At 60.5% G+C, this 25,402-nt stretch carries 22 protein-coding genes and 1 pseudogene; 15 read left to right on the forward strand and 8 right to left on the reverse strand.

Annotated elements, in window-relative coordinates:
* Positions 1-45: 45 nt before the first annotated feature.
* Positions 46-708: a LysE family translocator gene (locus SOP85_RS15485; RefSeq protein ID WP_274073347.1), complete on the reverse strand. Its 663-nt coding sequence runs from the start codon at positions 706-708 to the stop codon at positions 46-48.
* 139 nt (positions 709-847) lie between these two features.
* Here SOP85_RS15485 and alaC point away from each other — a divergent pair, with 139 nt between their 5' ends.
* Together alaC and SOP85_RS15495 are read left to right on the forward strand one after the other, a co-directional pair.
* Positions 848-2,065: an alanine transaminase gene (gene alaC, locus SOP85_RS15490; protein ID WP_274073346.1), complete on the forward strand. Its 1,218-nt coding sequence runs from the start codon at positions 848-850 to the stop codon at positions 2,063-2,065.
* Between the two features lie 199 nt (positions 2,066-2,264).
* A complete protein-coding gene (locus SOP85_RS15495; RefSeq protein WP_323627420.1) occupies positions 2,265-3,161 on the forward strand; it encodes an RHS repeat-associated core domain-containing protein in 897 nt (298 codons plus the stop codon).
* Between the two features lie 125 nt (positions 3,162-3,286).
* Here the strand turns inward: SOP85_RS15495 and SOP85_RS15500 are convergent, their stop codons facing one another.
* Together SOP85_RS15500 and SOP85_RS15505 are read right to left on the reverse strand one after the other, a co-directional pair.
* Positions 3,287-4,639, reverse strand: coding sequence for a GntP family permease (locus tag SOP85_RS15500; RefSeq protein WP_274073344.1), 1,353 nt, complete (start codon positions 4,637-4,639; stop codon positions 3,287-3,289).
* A gap of 81 nt (positions 4,640-4,720) precedes the next feature.
* A complete protein-coding gene (locus tag SOP85_RS15505; protein ID WP_274073343.1) occupies positions 4,721-5,254 on the reverse strand; it encodes a gluconokinase in 534 nt (177 codons plus the stop codon).
* A 215-nt stretch (positions 5,255-5,469) separates the two neighbouring features.
* On the opposite strand from SOP85_RS15505, the gene SOP85_RS15510 reads away from it, so the two are divergent.
* The 3 genes from SOP85_RS15510 (at position 5,470) to SOP85_RS15520 (ending at position 8,836) form a co-directional block, all read left to right on the forward strand.
* Positions 5,470-6,501, forward strand: a complete 1,032-nt coding sequence (locus SOP85_RS15510; protein ID WP_323627422.1) for a LacI family DNA-binding transcriptional regulator — start codon at positions 5,470-5,472, stop codon at positions 6,499-6,501.
* Positions 6,502-6,635: 134 nt separating this feature from the next.
* Entirely contained in the window at positions 6,636-7,274 is a 639-nt protein-coding gene (locus SOP85_RS15515) for a glutathione S-transferase family protein (protein WP_323627424.1), read from the forward strand.
* 140 nt (positions 7,275-7,414) lie between these two features.
* Positions 7,415-8,836, forward strand: coding sequence for an MFS transporter (locus SOP85_RS15520; protein WP_274073340.1), 1,422 nt, complete (start codon positions 7,415-7,417; stop codon positions 8,834-8,836).
* 49 nt (positions 8,837-8,885) lie between these two features.
* Here SOP85_RS15520 and SOP85_RS31390 read toward each other — a convergent pair whose 3' ends face one another.
* From SOP85_RS31390 to SOP85_RS15530, 3 genes and pseudogenes are all read right to left on the reverse strand, one after another.
* Positions 8,886-9,425 carry a methyl-accepting chemotaxis protein gene (locus SOP85_RS31390; protein ID WP_442967739.1) on the reverse strand — a complete coding sequence of 180 codons (540 nt, stop codon included), beginning with the start codon at positions 9,423-9,425 and terminating at the stop codon, positions 8,886-8,888.
* A 6-nt stretch (positions 9,426-9,431) separates the two neighbouring features.
* Positions 9,432-10,205, reverse strand: a pseudogene (locus tag SOP85_RS31395) (PAS domain-containing protein); the annotation flags it as partial.
* Between the two features lie 423 nt (positions 10,206-10,628).
* Entirely contained in the window at positions 10,629-11,288 is a 660-nt protein-coding gene (locus SOP85_RS15530; protein WP_323627427.1) for a peptidase inhibitor family I36 protein, read from the reverse strand.
* A gap of 226 nt (positions 11,289-11,514) precedes the next feature.
* Here SOP85_RS15530 and SOP85_RS15535 point away from each other — a divergent pair, with 226 nt between their 5' ends.
* From SOP85_RS15535 to SOP85_RS15570, 8 genes are all read left to right on the forward strand, one after another.
* Positions 11,515-13,965 carry a penicillin acylase family protein gene (locus SOP85_RS15535; RefSeq protein ID WP_323627429.1) on the forward strand — a complete coding sequence of 817 codons (2,451 nt, stop codon included), beginning with the start codon at positions 11,515-11,517 and terminating at the stop codon, positions 13,963-13,965.
* Positions 13,966-14,158: 193 nt separating this feature from the next.
* Positions 14,159-15,184, forward strand: coding sequence for a ligase-associated DNA damage response exonuclease (locus tag SOP85_RS15540; protein WP_323627430.1), 1,026 nt, complete (start codon positions 14,159-14,161; stop codon positions 15,182-15,184).
* Positions 15,181-16,866, forward strand: a complete 1,686-nt coding sequence (locus SOP85_RS15545; protein WP_323627431.1) for an ATP-dependent DNA ligase — start codon at positions 15,181-15,183, stop codon at positions 16,864-16,866. Before SOP85_RS15540 ends, SOP85_RS15545 begins: the two co-directional genes overlap by 4 nt.
* A gap of 217 nt (positions 16,867-17,083) precedes the next feature.
* Positions 17,084-17,866, forward strand: a complete 783-nt coding sequence (locus tag SOP85_RS15550) for a transporter substrate-binding domain-containing protein (RefSeq protein WP_274073334.1) — start codon at positions 17,084-17,086, stop codon at positions 17,864-17,866.
* A gap of 56 nt (positions 17,867-17,922) precedes the next feature.
* Positions 17,923-18,651 (forward strand): ABC transporter permease, encoded by a 729-nt coding sequence (locus tag SOP85_RS15555; RefSeq protein ID WP_274073333.1) that lies wholly within the window; start codon positions 17,923-17,925, stop codon positions 18,649-18,651.
* Positions 18,648-19,358, forward strand: coding sequence for an ABC transporter permease (locus SOP85_RS15560; RefSeq protein ID WP_274073332.1), 711 nt, complete (start codon positions 18,648-18,650; stop codon positions 19,356-19,358). The genes SOP85_RS15555 and SOP85_RS15560 overlap by 4 nt, the downstream gene beginning before the upstream one ends.
* 24 nt (positions 19,359-19,382) lie before the next feature.
* Entirely contained in the window at positions 19,383-20,501 is a 1,119-nt protein-coding gene (locus tag SOP85_RS15565; RefSeq protein ID WP_323627432.1) for a succinylglutamate desuccinylase/aspartoacylase family protein, read from the forward strand.
* Between the two features lie 13 nt (positions 20,502-20,514).
* Complete coding sequence (locus SOP85_RS15570) at positions 20,515-21,279, forward strand: ABC transporter ATP-binding protein (protein WP_020797089.1); 765 nt, start codon at positions 20,515-20,517, stop codon at positions 21,277-21,279.
* Between the two features lie 46 nt (positions 21,280-21,325).
* Here the strand turns inward: SOP85_RS15570 and SOP85_RS15575 are convergent, their stop codons facing one another.
* On the reverse strand, positions 21,326-21,706 hold the full coding sequence (locus tag SOP85_RS15575; protein WP_323627433.1) for a hypothetical protein: 381 nt from the start codon (positions 21,704-21,706) through the stop codon (positions 21,326-21,328).
* 188 nt (positions 21,707-21,894) lie between these two features.
* Here SOP85_RS15575 and SOP85_RS15580 point away from each other — a divergent pair, with 188 nt between their 5' ends.
* Together SOP85_RS15580 and pdeM are read left to right on the forward strand one after the other, a co-directional pair.
* Complete coding sequence (locus tag SOP85_RS15580; protein WP_323627434.1) at positions 21,895-24,381, forward strand: ligase-associated DNA damage response DEXH box helicase; 2,487 nt, start codon at positions 21,895-21,897, stop codon at positions 24,379-24,381.
* Entirely contained in the window at positions 24,381-25,046 is a 666-nt protein-coding gene (gene pdeM / locus SOP85_RS15585) for a ligase-associated DNA damage response endonuclease PdeM (protein WP_323627435.1), read from the forward strand. Before SOP85_RS15580 ends, pdeM begins: the two co-directional genes overlap by 1 nt.
* 111 nt (positions 25,047-25,157) lie before the next feature.
* Here the strand turns inward: pdeM and SOP85_RS15595 are convergent, their stop codons facing one another.
* Positions 25,158-25,367 carry a hypothetical protein gene (locus tag SOP85_RS15595; RefSeq protein ID WP_017336784.1) on the reverse strand — a complete coding sequence of 70 codons (210 nt, stop codon included), beginning with the start codon at positions 25,365-25,367 and terminating at the stop codon, positions 25,158-25,160.
* Between the last annotated feature and the right edge of the window lie 35 nt (positions 25,368-25,402).

Raw genomic sequence — 25,402 nt, forward strand, 5'->3', positions numbered from 1 at the left:
AGTGGATTCGGCTGGGAGTATAGAAGCCAAACCCGATTCGCCCAGTTACAGGGCGTGCAACTGCTCGACGGCGGCTGCACCGACAAACTCGTTGTAACCCGATAGGATCACGTACACCGCGAAATAGCAGAAGATCGCCGCCGATGCCATATAGGAATAGCGAAGCAACTTGTCACCGAGCAACTTGCCCCCGTGACTCGCCGCGAAGCACAGGCCAGCGGACCACAACAGCCCGGCGCAGAGGAATCCACCGAGGAACAAGGCCGAGCTGAGCGCACCGCCGCCACCGGAGCGGGCGATCAACGTGCCACCAACCGCGGCGAACCAGAGAATGGCGCTGGGCGACGACATGGCGAGAAAAATCCCACGGAAAAACTCCTTGCGATGGGAGTTGTGGCCGACCTCGGCGGTTTCGGCCAGCAGCGCCTCATGGTGGATCGCCGAGTAAATCATCTTCGCCGCGAAATACACCAACAGCGCCGAACCACCGATCCATAGCACCCAGCGCACCGTTTCGTATTGCAGTAACACGGTCATGCCGGCCAGCGCCAGCACGGCGTAGATCAGGTCGCCGACGCAGGTGCCCAGCCCCAGGGCGAAGCCTTGAAAGTATCCGCGTTGCATCGCCAGGGTGATCATCGCGATATTGGCCACGCCGATGTCCAGGCACAGCGACAGGCTCAACAAGAAGCCACTGGTAAACTCCATCTAACCCTTTCCTTCGCAAAATTTTGTTTACTTTGAGGCTGGACAGTCTGCCACAGCTGCCATTACATTCCGCCACAGGTCACCGCAGTGACCAGCGTCGCTCGGACGGTTCCGGGCGCTTACGTTATCCGAGGCAACAATGGCCGAACAAGGTTCGCCGCGCCGCTTTGCGCGCATAGATCGACTCCCCCCCTACGTTTTCAACATCACCGCCGAGCTGAAGATGGCCGCCCGTCGTCGTGGCGAAGACATCATCGACTTGAGCATGGGCAACCCCGACGGCGCCACGCCGCCGCACATCGTCGAAAAACTGGTGACCGTCGCCCAGCGCGAAGACACCCATGGCTACTCCACGTCCAAGGGCATTCCGCGCCTGCGCCGGGCCATTTCCAATTGGTACAAGCAACGCTACGAGGTCGACATCGACCCGGAAAGCGAAGCCATCGTCACCATCGGTTCCAAGGAAGGCCTGGCACACCTGATGCTGGCCACCCTCGACCAGGGCGACACCGTGCTGGTGCCCAACCCGAGCTACCCGATCCACATCTATGGTGCCGTGATTGCCGGCGCCCAGGTGCGTTCGGTGCCGCTGGTGCCGGGCGTGGACTTCTTCGCCGAACTGGAACGGGCCATTCGCGGTTCGATCCCGAAGCCAAAGATGATGATCCTCGGCTTCCCGTCCAACCCCACCGCCCAGTGCGTGGAACTGGACTTCTTCGAACGGGTGATCGCCCTCGCCAAGCAATACGACGTACTGGTGGTGCACGACCTGGCCTACGCCGACATCGTCTACGACGGCTGGAAAGCCCCGTCGATCATGCAGGTGCCCGGCGCCAAGGACATTGCGGTGGAGTTCTTCACCCTGTCCAAGAGCTACAACATGGCGGGCTGGCGTATTGGCTTCATGGTCGGCAACCCGGAACTGGTCAACGCCCTGGCGCGGATCAAGAGCTACCACGACTACGGCACCTTCACCCCGCTGCAAGTGGCGGCCATTGCTGCGCTGGAAGGCGATCAGCAATGCGTGCTCGACATCGCCGAGCAGTATCGCCAGCGGCGCAATGTGCTGGTCAAAGGCCTGCATGAACTGGGCTGGATGGTGGAAAACCCGAAAGCGTCGATGTACGTCTGGGCCAAGATTCCCGAGGCCTACGCGCACTTGGGCTCGCTGGAGTTCGCCAAGAAACTGCTGGCCGAAGCCAAGGTCTGCGTCTCGCCGGGTGTCGGTTTTGGTGAGTACGGCGATGATCACGTGCGCTTCGCCCTGATCGAGAACCAGGACCGGATTCGCCAGGCCGTGCGCGGGATTCGCGGAATGTTCCGGGCGGATGGGCTCGTCACCAAATCCAACGCCTGACACATAACAACTGTGGGAGCGGGCTTGCTCGCGAAAGCGGTGTATCAGTCAACATTGATGGTGTTTGACACACCGCATTCGCGAGCAAGCCCGCTCCCACATTTGGTTTTGCCCTGGTAGTTCTGTCAGTTACCGGCTCTGGAACAACCTGTAATGCTGAAGGCCTTTATTGACTCGTCGTCAAACAAAGAGGCTTCCCATGTCCCCATTCAATCCCGCCAATCACACATCCCGCCCCTGGCAACAAACCTTGCTGTTGGCGAGCGACTGCAAAAACTCTGTGCTCGCCGAAATGGATGGCGCCATCAATCGCATGGCGTACACCCCCTATGGTCAGCAATCCGCCCTGCGCAACGCCTGGACGCACCTGGGATTCAACGGTGAACTGCGCGAGGCGAGAACTGATTGGTATTTTTTGGGGAATGGTTATCGCACCTACAACCCGCGATTGATGCGCTTTCACAGCCCGGACAAATTGAGTCCGTTCGGAAAAGGTGGATTGAATGCTTATATGTATTGTGGGGGTGAGCCGGTGATGCGCGCGGATCCGACGGGACGATCCTTTTTCAATGCAGTCATCGGCAAAGTATTCAAGGTTTGGGATTTCTTTTCACTGAACAATAATTCCAGCGGTCCGCTACGAAATACGTTGCCAGTAACGGCGAGGTCGGGAAAAAACGGTTTTTTGGAGGTGGCGAGCGGCATTGTTGCAATGACCGAAAAGAATAGACGCCCCCCAATTATATCGACTGGGGGAAAAAGCCGACGACACGCCGCCCCCTCATGGAAGGGTATACAAGGCAGCCATCGCTCCAACACCCTACGCGTTCACTGGGCTGCGCAGACCGATAGCTTGGGAACCTCGAAGCACACCACGACAACGCCTGCTGCGCCAAGTGAGTCCAGTTCTCACAGACCCTCTATCAGCAGCAACTCCAGCTCTGCTTCCACTCCCAGCACTGTCAGCACCATTTCGAGCATAAGCCAATACAGTAATGATTCAGGTTATGCGAGCTCTAATCCAGGCTCCATCAGAAGTAATGGTTCTGCCGACAATCAACTCCAAGCGCGTCTTGATGACCTTCGAAAAAACTAGCCCCTGATGTAAAGCACTGTGGGAGCGAGCCTGCTCGCGAAGGGGGCGTGTCAGTCAACATGGATGCTGATTGACACACCGCTTTCGCCAGCAGGCTGGCTCCCACATTTGTCTTGCGGTGTTGCTTAGACGAACAGCGACAACAACAGGATAAAGCCCAGGCCGACTACGGAGAGGATGGTTTCCATCGCCGTCCAGGTCTTGAATGTTTCGGCCACGGTCATGTTGAAGTACTGCTTCACCAGCCAGAAACCAGCATCGTTAACGTGGGACAGGATCAACGAACCGGCACCGGTCGCCAACACCAGCAGCTCACGGTTCACGCCCGGAATCATCCCCACCACCGGCACCACGATGCCCGCGCCGGTAATGGTTGCCACGGTCGCCGAACCGGTCGCGATGCGGATCACCGCCGCCACCAGCCACGCCAGCAGGATCGGCGAGATCTGTGCGTTGACCGCCATGTGGCCGATCACGTCACCCACGCCGCTGGTCACCAGCATCTGCTTGAAGCCACCGCCGGCACCGATGATCAGGATGATCGCAGCGGTCGGCGCCAGGCTCGCATCCAGCCATTTCATCATTTGGCTGGAACCGATGCCCTGCTTGTAGCCGAAGGTGTACAGCGACAGCAGCAAGGCCAGCAGCAACGCCGAAATCGGGTGACCGATCAGGTCCATGAACGAACGGAAGATGTTGCCATCCGGCAGCGCCACGTCGGCAAAGGTCTTGAGCAGCATCAGGAATACCGGCAACAGCACGGTCACCAGAGTGATGCCGAAGCTCGGCAGTTCAGCCGAATCCGTTTCGCGGGCCAGTTGATCCACCAGCTCCTGGTTTGGATGACCGGGAATGTGCTTGGCAATGAACGTACCGAAGATCGGGCCAGCGATGATGGCGGTTGGCAGCGCAACGATCAGGCCGTACAGAATGGTCTTGCCGATGTCGGCACCGAATACGCCAATGGCCAGCAACGGACCCGGGTGCGGCGGCACCAGGCCGTGTACCGCGGACAGACCCGCCAGCAGCGGGATACCGATCTTGATGATCGACACGCCGGTGCGTCGGGCAACGATGAACACCAGTGGAATCAGCAGTACGAAGCCGATTTCGAAGAACAGCGGAATGCCGACCAGGAAGGCCGCGAACATCATTGCCCACTGCACTTTGTCCTTGCCGAAAGCGCGGATCAGGGTCTGGGCGATCTGGTCCGCCCCGCCCGACTCGGCCATCATTTTGCCGAGCATTGTGCCCAGCGCGAGAATGATGCCGACGAAACCGAGCACGCCACCGAAGCCGTCCTGGAACGCCTTGATGATGGTGCCGATCGGCATGCCGGAAGTCAGGCCGAGGAAGGCGGCGGCAATGATCAGGGCAAGAAAGGGGTGCAACTTGAACTTGGTAATCAGGACGATAAGCCCGATCACCGTAACCACTGCGTCGAGCAGCAGGAACGTCTCGTGGGACATGCCAAACATTAGGGGTGTCTCCTGGTTGTTGTTGTTATTAAAGCGGGTTAATCAGAAGTCGCGTGGACAGCGCTGTCTTTGCAAGCACGTTCATACCGCCTGCTTCAGGCCGTTGGCCTGCCACCAGGTGTGGGCCTGAACGGCCAGTTCTTCAACGCTGTGGATCGAGGCATTGAGCGCCAGTGTCAGCGGCTCGCCCTTGGGAGACTCGAGGGTGGCGAACTGACTTTCGATCAAGGTGGCCGGCATGAAATGACCCGGGCGATGGGAGACGCGTTCAGCGGCAACTTCCGGGGTCAACTCCAGGAACACGAAGCCCAGGCCCGGCAAGGCGCTGCGCAGACGTTCGCGGTAGATGTGCTTGAGCGCCGAGCAGGTCAGCACCGGGCGCTGGCCTTGGGCATCGATCCGGCGCAGTTCATCGCACAGGCTGTCGAGCCAGCCGGCACGGTCTTCATCGTTCAGGGGGATCCCCGCGCTCATCTTGTCGATATTGGCGGCAGGGTGGAAAGAGTCGCCTTCGATGGCAGTGGCGCCGCTCAATTGGCACAGGGCCTCGCTGACGCACGTCTTGCCGCAACCGGCAACGCCCATGATGACCAGGGCGGTGATGGGATGATTCATGTAACACCTCAGCGCGCAGACAGCGCTACCTTTGCCAGTTATGACACTAGACCAAAAGCAGAAGTTGCCGACGCCTTTCTTGTCATTTTGTGGGTTGCAGCATGTGTGTTCCCAACGCCAAAAAGCGAGGATCAGGCGAACCCCCGCTCACGCATTTGCAGCTGCATCGAGACAGCGCTACCTTAGTGCCTTGAATTTTGTTTGGCAAGCCATCGATGACTCCAACTAAAAACGATAAAAATACCCGCACCACTGGCCGCCCTACTCTCAATGAAGTGGCACACCTGGCCGGTGTCAGTCCGATTACCGCCTCCCGGGCCCTGCGCGGGGTCAGCACGGTGGCCACGGAACTCGTGGAAAAAGTCCAGAAAGCCGCGCTGGAACTCAACTACGTGGTCAACCCCGCGGCCCGTGCCCTGGCCTCGGCGCAGAGCCATTCGGTGGTGGTGTTGGTGCCGTCCTTGTCCAACCTGCTGTTCATCGACACCCTGGAAGCCATTCATCAGGTGTTGCGCCCCAAGGGCTTCGAAGTGCTGATCGGCAACTTCCATTACTCGCGCGACGAAGAAGAAAACCTGCTGCGCAACTACATGGCCTATCAGCCACGGGGCTTGCTGCTGACCGGATTCGACCGCACCGAAAGTTCGCGGCGGATGATCGAAGCCAGCAACATCCCCTGCGTGTACATGATGGAACTGGACAGCGCGGCCGGTCTTAATTGCGTTGGCTTTTCGCAACTGGCGGCCGGTGAAACGGCGGCCGAGCATCTGCTCTCACGCGGACGCAAGCGCCTGGCCTACATCGGCGCGCAACTGGATCAACGCACGCTGCTGCGCGGTGAAGGTTTCCGCAAGGCCCTGAAAAAGGCCGGCCTCTACGACCCGGACCTGGAAGTGCTGACCCCGCGCTCTTCGTCCGTCGGTCTGGGTGGCGAACTGTTCCTGCAACTGCTGGCCAGTCATCCGGACGTCGATGCGATCTTCTTCGGCAACGACGACCTGGCCCAGGGCGCCTTGCTTGAAGCCATGCGCTGCGGGATCAAGATCCCCGAACAGGTGGCGATCCTGGGCTTCAACGATTTGCCGATGTCAGAACACATGGTCCCGCGCCTGAGCAGCATCAACACCCCGCGTGAAGCCATTGGCCGCCGCGCGGCGGAGCAGATGCTGACGCTGATGGCCGGTAATACCGTGGCCAGACCGGTGCAGGACATGGGGTTTGAGTTGAAGGTGCGCGAAAGTACCTGATGCTATAACTCGCTTCCTGTAGGAGCTGCCGCAGGCTGCGATCTTTTGATCTTCGCTTTTAAAATCAAGATCAAAAGATCGCAGCCTGCGGCAGCTCCTACAATTGGATATACGCCTCTCGCTGGAGTAGTTCGATGGAACACACACTGAAGATTCTGGGAAAAGCCTCGTCGATCAACGTCCGAAAGGTCCTGTGGACCTGTGAGGAGCTGGGCCTTTCCTACGAACGCGAGGATTGGGGCAGCGGTTTTGCCTCGACTCACAGCCCCGAGTTTCTGCGGTACAACCCCAACGCACAGGTGCCGGTGATCATCGATGAGGCGGGAGTGCTGTGGGAATCCAACACCATCTGCCGCTACCTGAGCGCAAAACACCAGCACCACCACACGGAGCTGCTGCCCAGCGACCCGGCCGCGCGCGCCCGGGTGGAGCAGTGGATGGACTGGCAGGCTACCGATCTCAATTCGTCCTGGAGCTATGCGTTCATGGCGCTGGTGCGCAAGGATCCGGAGTACCAGGAAGCCCATCGCATCGAAGTCGGCGTGCGCGGCTGGAACCAGAAAATGGCCATCCTCGAACACCAGCTCGCGACCACCAAAGCCTATGTCGCCGGGGCAAAATTCACCGTGGCCGACATTGTCATTGGCCTCTCGGTCAACCGCTGGCTGATGACGCCCATGGAGCGTCCCGATTATTCGGCCGTCGACGAGTATTTCAAACGTCTGGCGCAACATCCGGGCTTCCTTAAACACTGCTGTAACGGCCTGCCTTGAGCGGTCGAGCGCTATAAATCAGCAAAATGTAACCATTCATTGCAATAATTTGGCGAATCTCGGTGTTCAGGCACCGGGATTCACAATCATTGATATCCGATAGCAGGCTAAGCTTCTCCATCATAAAATTGGACCAGCCCATGACTGCTCACGCCCCTGCTGCCCAGGCAGATGACATCGACCCACTGCGCGCCGCGCAGATTTCCGCCCGCATCGATCGCCTGCCCGCCGTCTCCACCCTCTGGCGCCTGGTGGCGCTACTATCAATCGGTGGGTTCTTTGAGCTCTACGACCTGTTCCAGACCGCCTACATCAGCCCCGGCCTGATCAGCGACGGCATCTTCGCCACCGGCAACCAGGGTGTGTTCGGTTTCTCCGATCAAGCCGCCTTCGCTTCGGCGACGTTTCTTGGCCTGTTCCTCGGCGCCAGCCTGTTGAGCCCTTTGGCCGACCGCTTCGGCCGACGCGCGATCTTCACCTTCGCGTTGATCTGGTACACGGTCGCCACCGTATTGATGGGTGTGCAGAGTTCGGCGTTGGGCATCATCTGCATGCGCTTCCTGGTGGGCATCGGCCTGGGCATCGAACTGGTGACCATTGATGCCTACCTCTCGGAGCTGGTGCCCAAGCGCATGCGCAGCTCGGCATTCGCCTTCGCTTTTTTCGTGCAATTCCTGTCGGTACCGGCAGTGGCGCTGATGTCATGGTGGCTGGTACCCCAGGCGCCGTTCGGTGTGTCGGGCTGGCGTTGGGTGGTTTTGGCCAGCGCGGTGTTTGCGTTGTTCATCTGGTGGTTGCGCTCACGCTTGCCGGAATCGCCGCGCTGGCTGGCGCAGCACGGACGGTTCGAGGAGGCCGACCAGATTCTCGCCCGCATCGAGGCACGCTGCGTGAAGGATCAGGGCAAACCGTTGGACGAGCCGGAACTGGCAGCGGTGGACATCCAGGGCAAGGGGCGTTTCGCCGATATCTGGCAGCCACCGTATCGCCGCCGGGCCTTGATGCTGATCGTGTTTCACGTGTTCCAGGCCATTGGTTTCTTCGGTTTCGGCAACTGGTTGCCAGCGTTGCTCAATGGCCAGGGTGTAAGCATCACGCATAGCTTGATGTATGCGTTCATCATCACCCTTGCCTATCCGCTGGGGCCGTTACTCTTCGTGAAATTTGCCAACCGTTTCGAGAACAAGTGGCAGATCGTCGGCTCGGCACTGGGTGCCATGACCTTCGGCACATTGTTCGCCCTGCAAACCAGCGCGTTCGGCCTGATCTTCTGCGGGGTGATGATCACCTTCTGCAACGCCTGGTTGAGCTTCAGCTATCACTCGTACCAAAGCGAGTTATTCCCTACCAACATCCGCGCCCGGGCGGTAGGGTTCTGCTATTCGTTCAGCCGTTTGTCGACTGTCTTCAGCAGTTTGTTGATCGGTATTTTCCTCGAACACTTCGGCACCCCGGGCGTACTGGCGTTCATCGTCAGCAGCATGTTGATCGTCATGTTGACCATCGGCATGTTTGGCCCGCGCACCCGCAACCTGGCACTGGAAAACATTGCCCATCGCTGAAGGCCTTGCGGTAACTGCAGGAGCCGGCTTGCAGGCTCCTGCAATTCGGTCAGTTCAACTGCAAGGTCGAGTTGAACTGGCTGATCGCGTCCACCACATGTCGCGAGCCCTGCTGGATCTCCAGGATCACCTCCCCCGCCTCGTTCGCCAGCTCCACACCCAGCCCGGTTCGACTCAGGCTCGACTGCATGCTCGACACCGCACTCAATGACAGGTCGTGGTTCTTGCGCACCACATCGACAATCTCCAGGGTGGCCTGGCTGGTGCGTGCGGCCAGGCTGCGCACTTCATCGGCCACCACGGCAAATCCGCGCCCGTGCTCGCCGGCGCGGGCCGCTTCGATGGCGGCGTTGAGCGCCAGCAGGTTGGTCTGATCGGCAATCCCGCGGATGGTCTGGACGATCGAGCCGATGATCTCGGACTGCTTGTTCACCGCATCGATGCTCAGCGCCGCCTGGTTCAAGTCCTTGGAGATGTCCTGGATGATCTGCACCGTCTGCTGCACGACCTCGGAGCCCTTGCGCGCGCAGGCGTCGTTTTGCACCGAGGTGCTGTGGGCCGAGTCCGCGGCGGATTGCAGGGTGGTCATCTGTTGGGTGATGTCGCTGGCGAACTTGACCACCTTGTACAGGCGGCCCTTGGCGTCGAACAACGGGTTGTAGGAGGCTTCCAGGAATATCGTCTGGCCCTGTTTGCTCTTGCGCTCGAATCGATGGGAGTGATATTCGCCACGGTTCAGCGAGGCCCAGAAGTTCTTGTAGCCCTGGGATTCCGCTTCGGCGCGATGGCAGAACATGCTGTGATGCTGACCGACGACTTCATTGAGCGAGTATTGCGTGGTTTTCAGGAAGTTGTCGTTCGCCGTGATCACACGGCCTTCGGGGGTGAACTCGATCACCGCCATGGAGCGGCCAATGGCGGCGAGCCTGCTCTGGTTTTCGTGGTCCTGGTTGACCCGGGCGGAAATGTCGGTAGCCACCTTGATCACGCTGCGCACCTGCCGATCGGGACCCAGCACCGGCATGTAGCTGGCTTCGAGCCAGGTCTCCTTGCCGCTCTTGTTCAAGCGCAGGAAAGTGCCGCTGATCGGTTCGCCCCGGGCGAGATCACGCCACAACCTGGCGTACTCCTCGCTGCGGTAAAACGCCTCTTCACAGAATATCCGGTGATGTTTGCCGCGTACTTCTTCGGCACTGTATCCCATGGCCTTGCAAAAATTCTCGTTGGCCTCAAGGACGACGCCATCGGGGGTGAATTCAATCATCGCCATTGACCGACTGACCGCAGCCAGCTTGGCGTTGGCTTCGGTCAGCGCGCAGCTGAAACGTTCGATTTCCAGCAGGTCAGCCTTGTGATGCAGGTTAAACATGGTCGTATCACCTTTGCGCGTTTATGAAAGTTGCCGGTCTTTCAAATCCACCACTACGTTCAACAGAACAGGCACACGCGTTCCTCCAAGGAGGAGGAACCCATCAGGTGATTGGTGATGTTCGATCGGAGGGGGTCCTTATAACGACACTCTCATCAAGACATCCTTCTCTTGATAGCCCGGGGTCGGGCCAGCCCTAACGTGCTCATAAGCGAACTCCATTTCCGGATAACGTCCTGCAAGTGTGTTGGTGCCTTGGGTTGCGCACTCTGACAGTCTGGTTCGAGGGACCACATCCGCCGATAACGGTCGACATGGTTAGTTACGCGTCAGCATAGACATCGGCCTTGGGCTTGCAAGGCCACTAGTCGGCCAGTATTGAGGACAAAATCGGTTCAGCGAGTGGATGGTTTGTCCGACTGCCTATTGCGCAAACAACATGGACATGGGGGCGAATGCGATGCTCACGATCCGAGCGTTATGCCCGGTCAGTCGGCGCTGGGCAGTGATCTCCGTCCAAGTGTCGATGATGCGGATATCTTCGGGAATACTGAACGGACAGCAGCCCTTGCCAAGGATCACCTCCCTGATATTGCTCATCACCATGTTGCCCCTGGCGCCAGGCCCATCCACGCCGAAGATCTTCACTGAATGGGCCTTGTTGTTGTGCTGCCAGGAGGCGACCTGGGCACTCATACCGTAGTCGGACAGATTGACCGGCCGGCTTTTCGAAGTGCTGAGCAACGACAATTTCCTGCCTGCGAAATCCGCAGCGCTCCACAGACACACGTAACCGTAATCACAGGCGCGATCTGACTGACCTTCGTCGCCGGGTACCGGAAAGGTCAGCACAACGGCACCGTTGTCGTAAATCACTTGAGTCGAACTGACTTGATGCCCTCCGGACTGACTAAGGAGTTGTCGGTCGATTTGCTGTTGCACCTCGGCTTTTTGCCCAACCGTCATGTGTGGCTCAAACAAGGCATAGGGGCTGCGCTCGACCGTCGCCTGCTTCGCCGAAAAGAACAGTGCGCCGACACCGAGGCAGAGTGCCACGAAGCTAACCAGCCATTTGCTGTTCATGCACAAACTCCGTCGCCTGGAACGCTGAACACCCTCAGCGTGAGCAGGAAACCAGAGTCCCTTCGGCACAATTGATTGTCTACTGTCAGAAATAACAGGCTCGACGGATGGCACCATCAGGCGGGTTGTTGAAATAACCCCGCGCCCCGCTTGCGCGGGCCCCTCCTGCTCACTAACGTAGCGCCTTTATTGCGCGCCGCCGCCTCTACCCCGCAGGAGCTTTGCCATGGCCTCGCCAGCCCTTTCACATTTTCTACCCCGGTTCGGCGTTGCCGCAGCAGTGGCGGGTATTTTAAGCCTGACCGGTTGTCAGAGCTTCAATGCCCAGGACACCCTCCCGCCCACCTCTGGCGTACAGCCGCTCAAAGGGCTGGCGCAGAACGTTTCGGTGCGGCGCAATGCCATGGGCATGCCGTTGATCGAAAGCAACAGTTTTCACGATGCGCTGTTCGCCCTCGGCTATGTGCACGCCAGTGACCGCATTACCCAGATGGTCACCCTGCGCTTGCTCGCCCAGGGTCGATTGGCCGAGATGCAGGGCTCGGACGTGCTGGACGCCGACCGCTATATGCGCGCGGTCAACCTGAAGAAAAACGCCGGCGAGTTGTACAAGGCCTCTTCTGCGCGCCTCAAGCGCTTCTTCGAAGTCTATGCCCGCGGGGTCAACGCCTATCTGTTCCGCTACCGCGACAAGCTGCCAGCCGACCTCGTCGCCACCGGGTACAAGCCCGAGTACTGGCAGCCGGAAGATTCGGCGCTGATTTTCTGCCTGTTCAACTTCAGCCAGTCCGCCAACCTGCCCGAGGAGATTGCCTCGCTGGTGCTGGCCCAGACCGTCACCACCGACAAACTGCCGTGGCTGACCCCTTCGGCCCCGGATGAAAAACTGCCCCTGGGCGAAAGTGAAAAGCTCCAGGGCATCAAGCTCAACGGCCAAGTACCGGGGCTGGCTGACATCAGCAAGGCCACCGACCAGCTGTCCGGGCTGAATCTGCTGGGCGCCACTTCATCGAACAACTGGGCCATTGCCCCGCAACGCAGCCGCAGCGGTAAAAGCCTGCTGGCCAGCGACAGCCATGGCCCGATGGGGGTGCCATCGCTGTTCAGTTACGTGCAGATCCGCGCACCGAAGTATCAGGCTTCCGGGGCGACCATCGCCGGCTTGCCGATGATATTGGACGGGTTCAACGGCAAAGTGGCCTGGAGCATGACGACCGTCATGGGCGATAACCAGGACCTGTTCCTGGAAAAAATCAAACGCCAGGGCAACGGGCTGTCCTACGAAACCGCTGGCAAGTGGCAGCCGGCGATCGTGCGCAACGAAACCTACTTCGTCAAAGGCCAGCGGCCGATTCGCGAAGCCGTGTTCGAAACCCGCCACGGTCCCCTGCTCAACAGTGCCCAGGGCCTGGCCCAGGGCAGCGGTTTCGGCCTGGCCTTGCAAACGCCAAGCTTTACCGACGACAAGAGCCTGGACGCCTTCTTTGACTTGTCCCGTGCGCAGAACGTCGAGAAAGCCTCGGACGCCAGCCGCGAAATTCGCGCCATTGCCCTGAACCTGGTGTTTGCCGATGCCAGCAACATTGGCTGGCAGGTCACCGGTCGTTATCCGAACCGCCGCGAAGGCGAAGGCCTGCTGCCCTCGCCGGGTTGGGAGGGGCGTTACGATTGGGACGGTTACGCCGACCCGATGCTGCACCCCTACGATCAGGACCCCGCCCAGGGCTGGCTCGGCACCGCCAACCAGCGGGTCATTCCCCATGGCTATGGCATGCAGCTGTCCAATTCCTGGTCGGCACCGGAACGTGGCGAACGCCTGGCCGAGCTGGCCGGCGTGGGCAAACATGACACCCGCAGCCTGATCGCCATGCAGTACGACCAGACCACCACCTTCGCCGCCAAGCTGAAGAAAATGTTCGAGGCACCGGGTATGTCCCAGCCGCTCAAGCAGGCCATCGAGGCTTTGCCAGTGGCCGATCGTGGCAAGGCTCGCGAGGCCTTGACCCGCCTGATGGCGTTTGACGGCAAACTCAGCCCGACTTCTGCCGACGCGGCGATCTACCAGCTGTTCCTGCAGGAAAGCACCCGGCAGATTTTCCTCGATGAATTGGGACCGCAAGGCAGCCCGGCTTGGCAAGCCTTCATCGCCAATGGCTCGTTGTCCTACGCGGCGCAGGCCGATCACTTGCTGGGGCGTGAAGACAGTCCGTTCTGGGACGATGTGCACACCGCGCAGAAAGAAGACAAACCGGCGATCCTCGCCCGCAGCCTCGCAGCAGCGATCAGCGCGGGCGACAGTCAGTTGGGCGGCGATCACAAAGCCTGGCAGTGGGGCAAACTTCACCGCTATGAGTGGAAGAACACCAGTGGCCAGACTGTGCGCGGGCCACAACCGGCTGGCGGCGACCAGACGACCCTCAACACGGCCGCGTATGCGGTAGGCCAGGACTTCAACACCACGCGGGCACCGGCCATGCGTCTGATCGTCGACTTCGGCCAGCCCGAACCGTTGATGGGCCAGATCGCCACCGGCCAGTCCGGCAACCCGGCCAGCCCGAACTACCTCAACGGCATCGAGCCGTGGCTGAAGGGGCAGTACCAGAGCTTGCCGATGCAGCCGGTGAATTTTGACCGGGTGTATGGGACCAAGCGGTTGACCCTGACACCTGGCAAATAACGCCTAGCCAAAATGTGGGAGCGGGCTTGCTCGCGAAGGCGGAGTACCAGTCAACATACATGTTGAATGTGAGGCCGCTTTCGCGAGCAAGCTCGCTCCTACAGAGGTAGGTGGTTTAACCGGGAAATCCCGATAGAACTTCTCCCTGCGCGCCAGCCTCCTAGCTAACAAGCCCCTCCACCTGGATAACAACGTGGACCTTGTCATCGCGCGCCCCGAAGGCTTGTACTGCCCTGCTGGCGATTTCTACATCGACCCGTGGCGGCCGGTCGAGCGTTCGGTCATCACCCACGCCCATGGCGACCACGCCCGTACTGGCAACCAGCATTACCTGGCGGCGGCACCCGGCGAGGGGATTCTGCGTGCGCGACTGGGCCAGGACATCGACCTGCAAACCCTGGCGTATGGCGAGCGGCTGCTGCATCACGGCGTCACCCTGGGTTTCCACCCCGCCGGCCACGTCCTCGGCTCGGCCCAGGTGCGCCTGGAATATGGCGGAGAAGTCTGGGTGGCGTCAGGCGACTACAAGATCGAACCCGATGGCACCTGCGCCGCCTTCGAGCCAGTGCGCTGCCACACCTTTATCACCGAGTCGACATTCGGCCTGCCGATCTACCGCTGGCAGCCCCAGGCGCAAGTGTTTGCCGAGATCAACCAGTGGTGGCAAGCCAACGCCGCGCAAGACAAAACCAGCGTGCTGTTCTGTTATTCCTTCGGCAAGGCCCAGCGCATCCTCCACGGCATCGATGCCAGCCTGGGGCCCATCCTGGCCCATGGCGCGGTCGAGCCGCTCAACCGTGTTTACCGCGAGAGTGGAATAAACCTGCCACCGACGCTCTATGCCGGCGACTTCCAGAAAAACGATCCAATCCTGCGTAAAGCGCTGGTCATCGCTCCACCCTCCGCCGGTGGCAGCACTTGGATGCGCCGCTTCGGTGACTTCAGCGACGGCTTCGCCAGCGGCTGGATGCGTTTGCGCGGGGCACGTCGGCGACGCGGTGTGGATCGCGGCTTCGTGCTGTCCGATCACGCTGACTGGCCCGGTTTGCTCTGGGCCATCGAACAGACGGGTGCGCAACGGGTGATGGTCACCCACGGTTCAGTCGCAGTACTGGTGCGCCACCTGCGTGAACAAGGCCTGGATGCCCAAGGCTTCAGTACCGAGTACGGCGACGAAGAGGAGGCATCGACAGCCGAAGCCATCGAGGCGTCGCCATGAAGGCGTTTGCCCAGTTGTACGCCGAGCTCGACGCCACGACGTCGAGCAACGCCAAGCTGGCGGCGATGCAGGATTACTTTGCCCAGGCTGCACCGGAAGATGCCGCGTGGGCGGTGTACTTTTTGTCCGGAGGTCGCCCCAGGCAGTTGGTGCCGGTGCGCGTGCTGCGGGAGTTGGCCGTCGCGTATTCCGGGCTTTCACCCTGGCTGTTCGAAGAGAGTTACCAGGCGGTCGGCGACATGGCGGAAACCATTTCCCTGGTGCTGCCGGAGATGCCCTACCGCTCCAACGACGGCCTGGCGGTGTGGATCGAAGAAAAACTGCTGCCATTGCGCGGCGAATCCCCGCAAGTGCTCGCCGAACGCCTGCCGGTGCTCTGGTCGCAACTGGACCGTCCCAGCCTGATGCTGTGCATCAAATTGATCACCGGCAGCTTTCGCGTCGGCGTCTCCAAGTTGCTGGTGACCCGGGCCCTGGCCGCCATGGCGCAGCTGGACAGCAAGCGCGTGGCCCAGCGCATGGTGGGCTACACCGACCTGTCCAACCGGCCGAGTGCCGCCAGCTACCTGAAGTTGATCGCCGCGCAATCGCCCGACGAGCATGCGCAACGCGGCGGTCAGCCGTATCCGTTTTTCCTCGCCCATGCCCTGGCGCAACCGGTCGAACAATTTGAAGCGCTGCTCGGTGCCGCCAGCCATTGGCAGGTGGAATGGAAGTGGGACGGCATCCGGGCGCAGATCGTCAAGCGCGATGGGCGCCTGTGGATCTGGTCGCGGGGTGAAGAGCTGGTCACCGATCGCTTTCCGGAATTCGACAGCCTGATCCACTGCCTGCCCGACGGCACCGTGATCGACGGGGAAATCGTTGCCTGGAAAACCACTCGATCGGCGACCGAAGATGCCTTCGATCCGCCACCGGACGCCCCCGCCGTGCAACCTTTCGCCCTGTTGCAGCAGCGGATCGGCCGTAAGAACCTCACCCGCAAGATTCTCAATGACGTGCCGGTAGTCATCCTCGCCTACGACTTGCTGGAATGGGAAGGCGCGGACTGGCGCAACCAACCGCAAAGCCGACGGCGCAGTCAGCTGGAGCAGGTGATCGCCCAGGCCAACAATCCACTGCTGCTCGCCTCGCCGCTGTTGACCGGAGAAGACTGGTTCGACCTCGCCCGGCAGCGGGAAGCATCGCGCAAGCTCGGGGTCGAAGGCATGATGCTCAAGGCTCGGGACGCGCTCTACGGCGTCGGTCGCACCAAGGACATGGGGGTCTGGTGGAAATGGAAAGTCGACCCCTTCAGTGTCGACGCAGTGCTGATTTATGCGCAGCGCGGTCATGGCCGCCGGGCCAGTCTCTACAGCGATTACACCTTCGCCGTCTGGGACGCGCCACCGGACGCCAGCGAGCGCGCGCTGGTGCCGTTCGCCAAGGCCTATTCGGGGTTGACCGATGAGCAGATGCGCCAGGTCGACAGCATCGTGCGCAGAACCACGGTGGAAAAATTCGGCCCGGTGATCAGCGTCAAGCCGAGCCTGGTGTTTGAACTGGGTTTCGAGGGCATTGCCTTGTCCAAACGCCACAAAAGCGGGATTGCCGTGCGGTTTCCACGGATGCTGCGCTGGCGCCAGGACAAGTCGGTCGAAGAAGCTGATCACCTGGGTACATTGCAGGATTTGCTCGGCTGAACCCAATCTTTGCGAGCACCGCGCAGAACCAAAAAAGTGCGGGCTTTTCATCACGCCCATTTTCGTGCACTAATCGCCTCCTGCAATTTCCCGAAAACCTTTTAAACGCTTGTTCGGCACTATGGTTCGGAAATTGCTACTTTCATCAGGGCTTACGCTTACCAGTAACAATAATTCTGCGCCACAAGCGCTCATATTGGTTCTTAGGGATTGAATAATGAAAAAAGCATTGCTGACCCTTTCTGCACTGGCGTTGTGCGTGGCAGCCGGTTCCGCGCTGGCAAAGGAATACAAGGAATTGCGTTTTGGTGTTGACCCTTCCTATGCACCGTTCGAGTCGAAAGCGGCCGACGGCAACCTGGTTGGTTTCGACATCGACCTGGGGAACGCGATCTGCGCCGAGCTGAAGGTCAAGTGCAAATGGGTCGAAAGCGATTTCGACGGCATGATTCCTGGCCTAAAAGCCAATAAATTCGACGGCGTGATCTCTTCGATGACCGTCACCCCAGCCCGCGAAAAAGTCATCGACTTCTCCAACGAGCTGTTCTCCGGTCCGACCGCCTACGTGTTCAAGAAAGGTTCTGGCCTGACCGAAGACGTCGCTTCGCTGAAAGGCAAGACCGTCGGCTACGAACAAGGCACCATCCAGGAAGCCTACGCCAAGGCCGTGCTGGACAAGGCAGGGGTGAAAACCCAGGCTTATCAGAACCAGGACCAGGTGTATTCCGACCTGACTTCCGGTCGTCTCGACGCCGCGATCCAGGACATGCTGCAAGCTGAACTCGGCTTCCTGAAGTCGCCAAAAGGCGAAGGCTACGAAATCAGCAAGCCAGTCGACAGCGAACTGCTGCCAGCCAAGACTGCAATCGGTATTAAGAAAGGTAACACCGAGCTGAAAGCCCTTTTGGATAAAGGTATCAAAGCGTTACACGATGATGGCACCTACGCCACCATTCAAAAGAAACACTTTGGCGACCTGAACCTGTACAGCGGCAAGTAATGCCCGGCGCCCATCTCGCGATGGGCGCTTTTTTCATCCGATCAGGTTGCTGATTTATGTTCGAAAACCTCTTACAAAACCTGGGGCTCTCCGCCTTCAGCCTCAAGGGCTTTGGCCCGCTGCTGATGGAAGGCACCTGGATGACCATCAAGTTATCGGCGATGTCGCTGCTGGTGGCCGTATTGCTCGGCCTGCTCGGCGCCAGTGCCAAGCTGTCAAAAGTCAAATTGCTGCGCCTGCTTGCCCAGTGCTACACCACACTGATTCGCGGAGTGCCGGACCTGGTGCTGATGCTGCTGATCTTCTACAGCCTGCAAACCTGGCTGACGTCGCTCACCGACTACATGGAATGGGAATACATCGAGATCAACCCGTTCAGCGCAGGCGTTCTGACCCTGGGCTTCATTTACGGTGCGTACTTCACCGAAACCTTCCGCGGCGCCATCCTCGCCGTGCCTCGCGGCCAGGTCGAAGCGGCCACTGCCTACGGGCTCAAGCGCGGCCAGCGTTTTCGCATCGTGGTGTTCCCGCAAATGATGCGCTATGCCCTGCCGGGTATCGGCAACAACTGGATGGTGATGCTCAAGGCCACTGCACTGGTGTCGATCATCGGCCTCGCCGACCTGGTCAAGGCTGCCCAGGATGCGGGTAAAAGCAGCTATCAACTGTTCTACTTCCTGGTACTCGCCGCCCTGATCTACCTGATGATCACCAGCGCCTCCAACTTCATTCTGCGCTGGCTCGAACGTCGCTACGCCGCCGGTACCCGGGAGGCCGTACGATGATCGAACTCCTGCAGGAATACTGGAAAGCCTTCCTCTACACCGACGGCCAGAACATCACTGGCCTGGCCATGACCCTGTGGTTACTCAGTGCGTCGATCTTCATCGGCTTCATCGTCTCGATTCCGCTGTCGATCGCCCGGGTTTCACCGCACGCCTACATCCGCTGGCCGGTGCAGTTCTATACCTACCTGTTCCGCGGCACGCCTTTGTATATCCAGTTGCTGATCTGCTACACCGGGATCTACAGCCTGGCCGCCGTGCGCGCGCAACCGGTGCTCGACAGTTTCTTCCGCGATGCGATGAACTGCACCATCCTGGCGTTTGCCCTGAACACCTGCGCCTACACCACGGAGATTTTCGCCGGGGCGATCCGCAGCATGGCCCATGGTGAAGTCGAAGCGGCCAAGGCCTACGGCCTGACAGGCTGGAAGCTGTATGCCTACGTGATCATGCCTTCGGCGCTGCGTCGCTCGTTGCCGTACTACAGCAACGAAGTGATCCTGATGCTGCACTCGACCACCGTGGCGTTCACCGCGACCATCCCGGACATCCTGAAAGTCGCGCGGGACGCCAACTCGGCGACCTTCCTGACCTTCCAGTCGTTTGGCATCGCCGCGCTGATCTACCTGACCGTCACCTTTGCGCTGGTCGGCCTGTTCCGCCTCGCCGAACGCCGCTGGCTGGCCTTCCTCGGGCCGACCCACTAGGACCCGCTTCGGGATACAAGAAAAATGCGCCACCAGATACACGACCTGCTGGCCCCCTTGCCGGGGACCGCACGACAGATCCACAGTTTTCACTTCGGCCCACAACCGGCCAAGGGCAAGATCTACATCCAGTCGTCCCTGCATGCCGATGAAATGCCCGGCATGCTGGTGGCCTGGCACCTCAAGCAACGCCTGGCGGAGCTGGAAGCCGCCGGCCGGCTGCGCAGCGAAATCGTCCTGGTACCCGTGGCCAACCCGGCCGGCCTGGAACAGGTGCTGATGGATGTACCGCTGGGCCGCTATGAGCTCGAAAGCGGGCAGAACTTCAACCGCTGGTTCGTTGATTTGAGCGAAGAGGTCGGCAACGCGATCGAAGGCCAACTCGGCGACGATCCGCAGCGCAACCTCGAACTGATCCGCGACAGCCTGCGCCATGCCTTGGCGCGCCAAACCGCCAGCACCCAATTGCAATCCCAGCGCCTGACCCTGCAACGGCTGGCTTGCGACGCCGACATGGTGTTGGACCTGCATTGCGATTTCGAGGCTGTCGCCCACCTGTACACCACGCCCGAGGCCTGGCCGCAGGTCGAGCCGCTGGCCCGCCACATTGGTGCGCAGGCCAGTCTTCTGGCGACCGATTCCGGCGGCCAGTCGTTCGATGAATGCTTCACCCTGCTCTGGTGGCAGCTGAAAGAGCGCTTCGGCGAACACTTCGACATTCCCCATGGCAGTTTTTCGGTCACCGTCGAACTGCGCGGCCAGGGCGACGTCAGTCACCCAATGGCCAGCCTCGACAGCCAGGCGCTGATCGATTACCTGATTCAATTTGGCGCGATTGCCGGAGAACCGGCGCCATTGCCCGACCTGCCATACCCGGCCACTCCCCTGGCCGGGGTAGAACCTGTGGCGACCCCGGTCGGCGGCTTGCTGGTGTTCAGTGCCCTGCCGGGGCAATACCTCGAAGCCGGGCAACTGATCGCCGAAATCATTGACCCGATCAGCGACCGCGTCACGCCTGTCCATTGCACCGCCGCCGGCTTGATGTACGCCCGTTCGCTGCGCCGCATGGCCACGGCCGGCATGGTGATCGCCCACGTCGCGGGCGCCGAAGCCTATCGCAGCGGCTACCTACTTTCGCCTTGAGGATGCATGCTCCATGTACAAACTGACCATTGAAGGCCTGCATAAAAGCTATGGCGATCATGAGGTGCTCAAGGGCGTTTCGCTCAAGGCCAACACGGGTGACGTCATCAGCCTGATCGGTGCCAGCGGCTCCGGGAAAAGTACCTTCCTGCGCTGCATCAACTTCCTCGAACAACCCAACGACGGCGCCATGAGCCTCGACGGCCAGGCCATCCGCATGATCAAGGATCGTCACGGCATGCACGTGGCCGATGCCGATGAACTGCAACGGATCCGCACCCGCCTGGCCATGGTGTTCCAGCATTTCAACCTGTGGAGCCACATGACGGTGCTGGAAAACATCACCATGGCCCCGCGCCGGGTGCTGGGCTGCAGCAAGCAGGAAGCCGAAGACCGTGCCCGGCGTTACCTCGACAAGGTCGGGCTGGCGGCGCGCGTAGCGGATCAGTACCCGGCGTTCCTCTCCGGCGGCCAGCAACAACGGGTGGCGATTGCCCGCGCGTTGGCGATGGAGCCGGAAGTGATGCTGTTCGATGAACCGACCTCGGCGCTGGACCCGGAACTGGTGGGCGAAGTGCTCAAGGTGATCCAGGGCCTGGCCGAAGAAGGCCGGACCATGATCATGGTCACCCACGAAATGAGCTTCGCGCGCAAAGTGTCGAGCCAGGTGCTGTTCCTGCACCAGGGCCTGGTGGAGGAAGAAGGCGCGCCGGAGGACGTGCTGGGCAACCCGAAGAGCGAACGCCTGAAACAGTTCCTCAGCGGCAACCTGAAGTAACGGTCGCCGATGAAAGGGAAGCACGGGCTTCCCTTTCATTTGAAACTCAGCCACTGGCGTGCTCGAGCCTGAAGCTGCCGTTCTCCACCTCGATACCTTCGGCGTCCAGGCCACGGAAACTTCCGGCAAACTGTGCGTCGCCCCCTACCATCAAATCAAGCGACCCTCGATACAACTCCGTTTCCGAGTCGCCCGTCACATGAATGATCATGGGCGAGCGCTCACACAGCCCCAGAGGAAATCCGCCACTCTCGATACCCTGCGGCAGATAGATGTAAAACGTTTTGTCCTTACCATTGCTCGCCCCAAGGCAGTGCAGGCCTGGCAACTCGAAGTATTCGAGCATTGGCGCTGCTCGAAACGCGAGATGCCTCCCACCCTCCGTGATCATATCGGCGTGCAAATGCCCCGTACGAACTGACTTCATCTGAATGTTCCTTTTCATGTTCATGGACAACAGCGCAGCGATAAAACCACGACCAATCGGCCAATAGGTTTCAACCAAACACACAGTTATTTCCGAATATGAGAAATTCTGAATCGCGTTCAGTCATTAAACCTTTCGCGCTGCGCCGTGGTCACTGAAGGAACACTCTCAGAGCGCACACCGCCGGCATGGGAACCACCACCGACTTCGCAAAACGCTGGTTTGCCGCGCGCGACTGGAAGCCGTTCGACTTTCAGAAACAGGTATGGGCCGCAGTAAAACAAGGACAGTCCGGTTTGTTGCACGCCAGCACCGGCGCCGGCAAAACCTACGCGGTCTGGTTTGGCGCGCTCAATCGCTTCGCCCACTCTTCGCCTGCGCTTGAAACACCTCGCAAACGCAAACCTGTGGCCGCTCCCCTGACCGTATTGTGGATAACCCCCATGCGCGCCTTGGCCGCCGACACGGCCCGCGCACTGGAGGCGCCGCTGCAGGATTCGCAGATTCCCTGGAGTGTCGGCCTGCGCACGGGCGATACCAGCAGCAGCGAACGGGCGCGCCAGAGCCGACGCCTGCCAACCGCGCTGATTACCACCCCGGAAAGCCTGACGTTGATGCTCGCCCGAGCCGACGCCCAAACAGCGCTCTCGACCTTGCGCATGGTGGTGGTCGACGAATGGCACGAATTGCTTGGCAACAAACGCGGCGTGCAACTGCAACTGGCCCTCGCTCGTCTGCGCCGCTGGCATCCGCAATTGATCGTGTGGGGCGTATCCGCGACCTTGGGTAATCAGTCCCACGCCGAACAGGTATTGATCCCACAGGGCGGCGGCATCAGCGTTCAAGGCCGCACGCCCAAGAAACTGCAGGTGGACACGCTGCTGCCGCCCGGGATCGAACGCTTCCCATGGGCCGGACATATCGGCCTGAAAATGTTGCCGCAGGTCGCCGCGCAACTGGATGCCAGCGCCAGCAGCCTGGTCTTCACCAATACGCGAGCGCAATCGGAAATCTGGTACCAGGCCTTGCTTGAGGCCCGGCCGGACTGGGCCGGGCTGATCGCACTGCATCACAGTTCGTTGTCCCGGGAAACCCGCGACTGGGTGGAACGCGCCCTCAAGGAAGGTCAACTCAAGGCGGTGGTCTGCACCTCCAGCCTGGATCTGGGAGTGGATTTCCTGCCGGTGGAACGGGTGCTGCAAATTGGCTCGGCCAAAGGCGTGGCGCGGCTGATGCAGCGTGCGGGGCGTTCGGGGCATGCGCCGGGGCGAATTTCACGGGTGACCCTGGTGCCGACCCACAGCCTGGAGCTGATCGAAGCCGCGGCGGCACAGGATGCAGTAGCGCAGCGCCGGATCGAACCGCGAAACTCCCCCCATAAACCCCTGGATGTGCTGGTCCAGCACCTGGTCAGCATGGCCCTGGGCGGTGGGTTTGTGCCCGATGAGTTGTTTGATGAGGTCCGCACAGCCTGGGCTTATCGCGATCTCAGCGTGGCGGACTGGACCTGGGCCCTGGCTTTCGTACGCCATGGCGGGTTTTCCCTGACAGCCTACCCGGATTACCGCCGGGTTGAACCGGATGATCAGGGCATCTGGCGTGTACCCGATGCGCGACTGGCCCGGCGCCACCGCATGAGCATCGGCACCATCGTCAGCGACGCGAGCATTCAATTGAAGTTCTGGAGCAAGGGCGGCGGTGGCAAGCAACTGGGCAGTGTAGAAGAGGGTTTCATCGCACGGCTCAAGCCGGGTGACGGTTTCCTGTTTGCCGGGCGCCTGCTGGAGTTGGTGCGCGTGGAAAACATGACCGCCTATGTCAAGCGCAGCACCGAGAAAAAAGCCGCGGTACCGCGCTGGAATGGCGGGCGCATGCCCCTTTCCAATGAACTGGCGCAAGCGGTGGTGGAGCGGTTCAGTGCGGCGGCGCGCGGCGAGTTCAGCGGCCCGGAAATGCAGGCATTGCGTCCACTGCTGGAGGTGCAGCAACGCTGGTCTGGCTTGCCGACGTCGCAATCGTTGCTGGCCGAAGCGCTGAAGTCCCGTGAGGGCTGGCACCTTTTCCTGTATCCCTTCGCCGGCCGCCAAGTGCACCTGGGCCTGGCGAGTTTGCTGGCGTGGCGAGTCAGCCAGCAGCAGGCTCTGACGTTTTCCATCGCGGTCAATGACTATGGGCTGGAACTGCTCAGCGCCACCCCTGTGGATTGGGTACAAGCACTGAACCCGGGGTTGTTGAGCCCAGAGCATTTGCTGGGGGACGTAGTCGCCAGCCTGAATGCCGGAGAGCTCGCCTTGCGGCGCTTTCGGGAAATCGCCCGGATCGCCGGGCTGGTGTTCGCCGGTTACCCCGGCGCACCGAAAAGCACACGGCAAGTTCAAGCCTCGAGCGGGTTGTTCTTCGAAGTGTTCAAACAGTACGACGCAGGCAATCTGCTATTGGCCCAGGCCGGCGAAGAAGTCCTACGGGAGGAACTGGATATTCATCGCCTGGAACAGACGTTGACGCACATCAGTTCACTCAGTCTCGACCTGCATCACGTCAAACGTCCTACGCCACTTGGGTTTCCACTGCTGGTGGAACGCATGCGCGAGAGCATGAGTTCAGAAAAACTCGCCGACCGCATCCGGCGCATGGTCAGCGACCTCGAGAAAACCGCCAGTACAGGGAAAGCCTGATGAGTACGCCCTACCCTGTGCAACTGGCCGGCGAGGAGCTCTGGCTGCTGCCGGAAAAAGCCCTCTACTGGCCCGCGCAACAAGCCCTGTTGATCGCCGACGTGCATTTCGGCAAGGCCGCCGCTTACCGCAGCCTTGGCCAACCGGTGCCCCAAGGCACCACCCGCCGCAATATCGCCGTGCTCGATGGACTACTGGCCACCCTGCCCTGCCGCCAGCTGATTTTCCTCGGGGACTTTCTTCACGGTCCGGGCTCCCATGCGAGCGCCACGCTGAAAGCCTTGGCTGACTGGAGAGCACGCAACGCCGAGCTGGCCATCACGCTGATTCGCGGCAACCACGACAAGCGCGCCGGGGATCCGCCGGCCTCGTTGAACATTCGCGTGGTGCCTGAGCCGTTGTTGCTGGGGCCATTCGCCTTGCAGCACGAACCCGAGCCGCATCCGCATCGGCATGTGCTTGCCGGTCACGTGCATCCGGTCTATCGGCTCCACGGTCGGGGTCGGCAGACCCTGCGGCTGGCCTGTTTCAGGCTTGGCGAGGAAATCAGCCTGCTACCGGCCTTCGGCGCGTTCACCGGTGGCTATCAAGTTGAAAGGGGTGACGACTGCAGAATTTTTGTCATCGGCGACAACGAAGTATGGCCGGTGTACTCGCCCCTGTAGGAGCGAGCTTGCTCGCGATGGACGTAAGGGCACCGCGTATTGTCAGGAAGCCCTCGTCATCGTTAACGACCTTCGCGAGCAAGCCCGCTCCCACAGGTACAGGAGAATATCTCAGGCGACCGGCGCAGGAGGCGGCTCGTCGGGCAGCGTCGGCTCACCAGGTTCGGTCGGTTGTTCGTTGGGGGTATCGGGATCAGGCTGGCCGGGGATGCCACCGGCCATGCTGATTGGCGGATGTGCCAACAAGGACCAGGCCAAAACGCCAACCTGATTGGGCTCAAGCCTTGCCAGTTCGGCACTGATACGGGGGTCGATCTTCATATAGCACTCCTGGGCGATGGCCCGACCCGCCTTGC

The sequence above is a fragment of the Pseudomonas sp. YuFO20 genome (assembly GCF_035064975.1).
Taxonomy (GTDB): domain Bacteria; phylum Pseudomonadota; class Gammaproteobacteria; order Pseudomonadales; family Pseudomonadaceae; genus Aquipseudomonas; species Aquipseudomonas putida_AE.

Coding starts and splice junctions, on each gene's coding strand:
- pdeM (WP_323627435.1), top strand. CDS start 24,381: ATGAGTACGCCCTACCCTGTGCAACTGGCCGGCGAGGAGCTCTGGCTG.
- SOP85_RS15505 (WP_274073343.1), bottom strand. CDS start 5,254: ATGAATCATCCCATCACCGCCCTGGTCATCATGGGCGTTGCCGGTTGC.
- SOP85_RS15495 (WP_323627420.1), top strand. CDS start 2,265: ATGTCCCCATTCAATCCCGCCAATCACACATCCCGCCCCTGGCAACAA.
- SOP85_RS15555 (WP_274073333.1), top strand. CDS start 17,923: ATGTTCGAAAACCTCTTACAAAACCTGGGGCTCTCCGCCTTCAGCCTC.
- SOP85_RS31390 (WP_442967739.1), bottom strand. CDS start 9,425: ATGACCACCCTGCAATCCGCCGCGGACTCGGCCCACAGCACCTCGGTG.
- SOP85_RS15535 (WP_323627429.1), top strand. CDS start 11,515: ATGGCCTCGCCAGCCCTTTCACATTTTCTACCCCGGTTCGGCGTTGCC.
- SOP85_RS15515 (WP_323627424.1), top strand. CDS start 6,636: ATGGAACACACACTGAAGATTCTGGGAAAAGCCTCGTCGATCAACGTC.
- SOP85_RS15545 (WP_323627431.1), top strand. CDS start 15,181: ATGAAGGCGTTTGCCCAGTTGTACGCCGAGCTCGACGCCACGACGTCG.
- SOP85_RS15570 (WP_020797089.1), top strand. CDS start 20,515: ATGTACAAACTGACCATTGAAGGCCTGCATAAAAGCTATGGCGATCAT.
- SOP85_RS15575 (WP_323627433.1), bottom strand. CDS start 21,706: ATGAAGTCAGTTCGTACGGGGCATTTGCACGCCGATATGATCACGGAG.
- SOP85_RS15510 (WP_323627422.1), top strand. CDS start 5,470: ATGACTCCAACTAAAAACGATAAAAATACCCGCACCACTGGCCGCCCT.
- SOP85_RS15595 (WP_017336784.1), bottom strand. CDS start 25,367: ATGAAGATCGACCCCCGTATCAGTGCCGAACTGGCAAGGCTTGAGCCC.
- SOP85_RS15530 (WP_323627427.1), bottom strand. CDS start 11,288: ATGAACAGCAAATGGCTGGTTAGCTTCGTGGCACTCTGCCTCGGTGTC.
- SOP85_RS15500 (WP_274073344.1), bottom strand. CDS start 4,639: ATGTTTGGCATGTCCCACGAGACGTTCCTGCTGCTCGACGCAGTGGTT.
- SOP85_RS15580 (WP_323627434.1), top strand. CDS start 21,895: ATGGGAACCACCACCGACTTCGCAAAACGCTGGTTTGCCGCGCGCGAC.
- SOP85_RS15485 (WP_274073347.1), bottom strand. CDS start 708: ATGGAGTTTACCAGTGGCTTCTTGTTGAGCCTGTCGCTGTGCCTGGAC.
- SOP85_RS15520 (WP_274073340.1), top strand. CDS start 7,415: ATGACTGCTCACGCCCCTGCTGCCCAGGCAGATGACATCGACCCACTG.
- SOP85_RS15560 (WP_274073332.1), top strand. CDS start 18,648: ATGATCGAACTCCTGCAGGAATACTGGAAAGCCTTCCTCTACACCGAC.
- SOP85_RS15550 (WP_274073334.1), top strand. CDS start 17,084: ATGAAAAAAGCATTGCTGACCCTTTCTGCACTGGCGTTGTGCGTGGCA.
- SOP85_RS15565 (WP_323627432.1), top strand. CDS start 19,383: ATGCGCCACCAGATACACGACCTGCTGGCCCCCTTGCCGGGGACCGCA.
- alaC (WP_274073346.1), top strand. CDS start 848: ATGGCCGAACAAGGTTCGCCGCGCCGCTTTGCGCGCATAGATCGACTC.